We start from the raw sequence: 2391 nt of genomic DNA on the forward strand, positions 1-2391 counted from the left end.
CGGTTCGATCTTGCGGAAGGTCATGGCACTCCTCGTCGATTGGTCAAGATGTATGACCACCGCCCGGCGGACACAACGAAAAAGGCCGGGCAGGGCGCCCGGCCTTGTGTCTTGCGTGAAAGGGGGATCAGCGCGTCGGGATGATCAGGATTTCCACCCGGCGGTTCTGCTGGCGCCCTTCCGGCGTCAGGTTCGACGCGACCGGCGCATCTTCACCGCGCCCATAGGCCGCGACCCGATCGCGGGACACACCGGAATTGCGCAGGATCTTGGCAACGGCCTTTGCGCGACGGTGCGACAGGTCCTGATTATAGGCAGCCGAACCGGTATTGTCGGTGTGGCCGATAACCTCGACCCGGCTGTCCGGGTAGCGGTTCAGGTTGTCGGCGACCGCGAAGAGATCGCTCCGCACCGCGCCGTTCACTTCGGCACTGTCAACCGCAAAGAGGATGCCGTCGGGCATCACGACGCGCAACTGGTTGCCTTCGTTGATCACGCGGATGCGGCTGTCCTGGATCTGGGCCTGAAGCTCGGCCGCCTGCCGGTCGAGGTTGCGACCGACCACGCCACCGGCCAGACCGCCGATCGCGGCACCGACCACGGCGCGGTCGAGCTTGTCCTTGCCGCCTTCTCCGGTCAGGATGCCAAGCCCCGCGCCAAGTGCGGCGCCGGTCAGCGCGCCCTGCTTGGTGCGCGCATTCGGGTCGGCATTGTATTCGTTCACCGGTGTACAGGCGGTAAGCGCCAGAAGCGTTGCGGCCCCTGCGATCAAGATGGATTTCGTCGTCATGCAAGCTGCTCCGATTTGTTGTCTGCACGTCAGGTGCGAGATTACGCGCTGTTAGGCAATAACGCTTGTGCAGAAATCGGGTTCCGGCAGGTTTTCGCGCATCACGCGGCGCCGTCCGCCTCGGCCCTTGCCGTTTCCCATGCCAGCATCGCGCGCTTGACCGGCAGGCCCCAGTGATACCCGCCAAGACCGCCGGATTTCTGGATCGCCCGGTGGCAGGGGATCAGCCAGCTGACCGGGTTGCGCCCCACAGCCGTGCCGACTGCGCGTACCGCACGCGGATTGCCGATGGCCCCCGCGATATCGGAATAGGTGGTCACATGGCCCGAGGGGATGGTCATGAGTGCTTCCCAGACCTTGATCTGGAACGGCGCGCCGATCAGGTGCAGCCGCGCCTCGCCCGCCTGCGCGAAAGCGGCGGTGATCCAGGGGGCGATGGCCTCTGGCGCTTCGATCAGCCGTGCCCTGGGCCAGCGCGCGGAAAGATCGGCCATGGCCGCCTCGCGCCCCGTTTCGGCGGTGAAGGCCATACCGCAAAGCCCGCGTTCCGTGCCCATGGCCAGCACTTCGCCGAAGGGGGAGGGGAACCAACCGTAACTGATCGTCAGGCCGTCGCCCGCGCGGGCATAGTCGCCGGGGCTCATCGCTTCCCATCTGAGGAAGAGGTCGTGCAGGCGGCCGGTTCCGGACAGCCCCGACTCTGCCGCCGTGTCCAGAAGCGTGTGCCGTTCGGCCAGCAGACGCCGGGCGAGGTCGATGGTCAGATATTGCTGGTAGCGTTTGGGAGAGACACCAACCCAGCGCGAGAAGATCCGCTGGAAATGCGCCGGGCTCATCGACAGCCGTGCGGCCAGATCCTCCAGCGGCATCGCCGTACCGCCTTCTGCATCGATGAGCGTGAGCGCACGGGCGATAACGCCGTAATGATAGCGGTCGTCAATGGGTTGATTGAGCATGATCGTCTCTCCTTGCCCCTAAGGATAGACGCGCAGGCGCGGGTGCGCGACCCGGATCATGCGGCTTGAACGGGGTCAGGCGGCGATGGTGTCGCGCCGGGGGAGGTGGCCGAGAATCGCCGCGGTTTCATGCCGGGCAAGGCAGAGCCGGGCAGCCTGCCGATGCGGCGTTCCGATCCGGTCGAGCAGCTCGTCGCGAAGCCCTCGTGGTGCCGTGTCCAGCCAGACGTCATCCGCAAGGACGCTTTCGCACCAGAGACCGTTGGCAAGGATCAATTCGTGATCGCGCAGGAGAATGTGCCAGAGCGGTCCGCCGCCCTGCGCATCGGCCGTCGCGACATGATCGGCGGCGGCAAAGGCCTCATATTCCCCAGTATGAAGCGCGACCAGCGGGCCAGACAGCAGCAGCCGGTGACCCGGCCCAAGCTCCAGCCGTCGTTGCGGCATGCCGGGGCCAAGCCTGTCCGCAGCGATGCCGACCCGGGCCATGGTGTCGTGGGGCCTGGCTGCGACGGGGCCGGACCAGAGCAGTGCCTGATATCCGTGATCCATGGTCAGGATGCGGTCGCCCGCCACGAGATCGCCGACGCTTACCTCGCCCCGATCCGTGGCGATGCAAGTGCCGTGGGCGAGCCCTGCCTCAGG

The 2391-nt window shown here is 66.3% G+C and carries 3 protein-coding genes; all 3 read right to left on the reverse strand.

What is annotated here, in order from left to right:
* Positions 1-127: 127 nt before the first annotated feature.
* Complete coding sequence (locus WBB85_RS17580; protein ID WP_432639892.1) at positions 128-790, reverse strand: OmpA family protein; 663 nt, start codon at positions 788-790, stop codon at positions 128-130.
* Between the two features lie 101 nt (positions 791-891).
* Entirely contained in the window at positions 892-1746 is an 855-nt protein-coding gene (locus tag WBB85_RS17585; protein WP_432639893.1) for a methylated-DNA--[protein]-cysteine S-methyltransferase, read from the reverse strand.
* 75 nt (positions 1747-1821) lie between these two features.
* The coding region (locus WBB85_RS17590) for a Hint domain-containing protein (RefSeq protein WP_432639894.1) at positions 1822-2391 on the reverse strand (570 nt) is incomplete at its 5' end.

Source organism: Albidovulum sp., assembly GCF_049646345.1.
GTDB lineage: Bacteria > Pseudomonadota > Alphaproteobacteria > Rhodobacterales > Rhodobacteraceae > Albidovulum.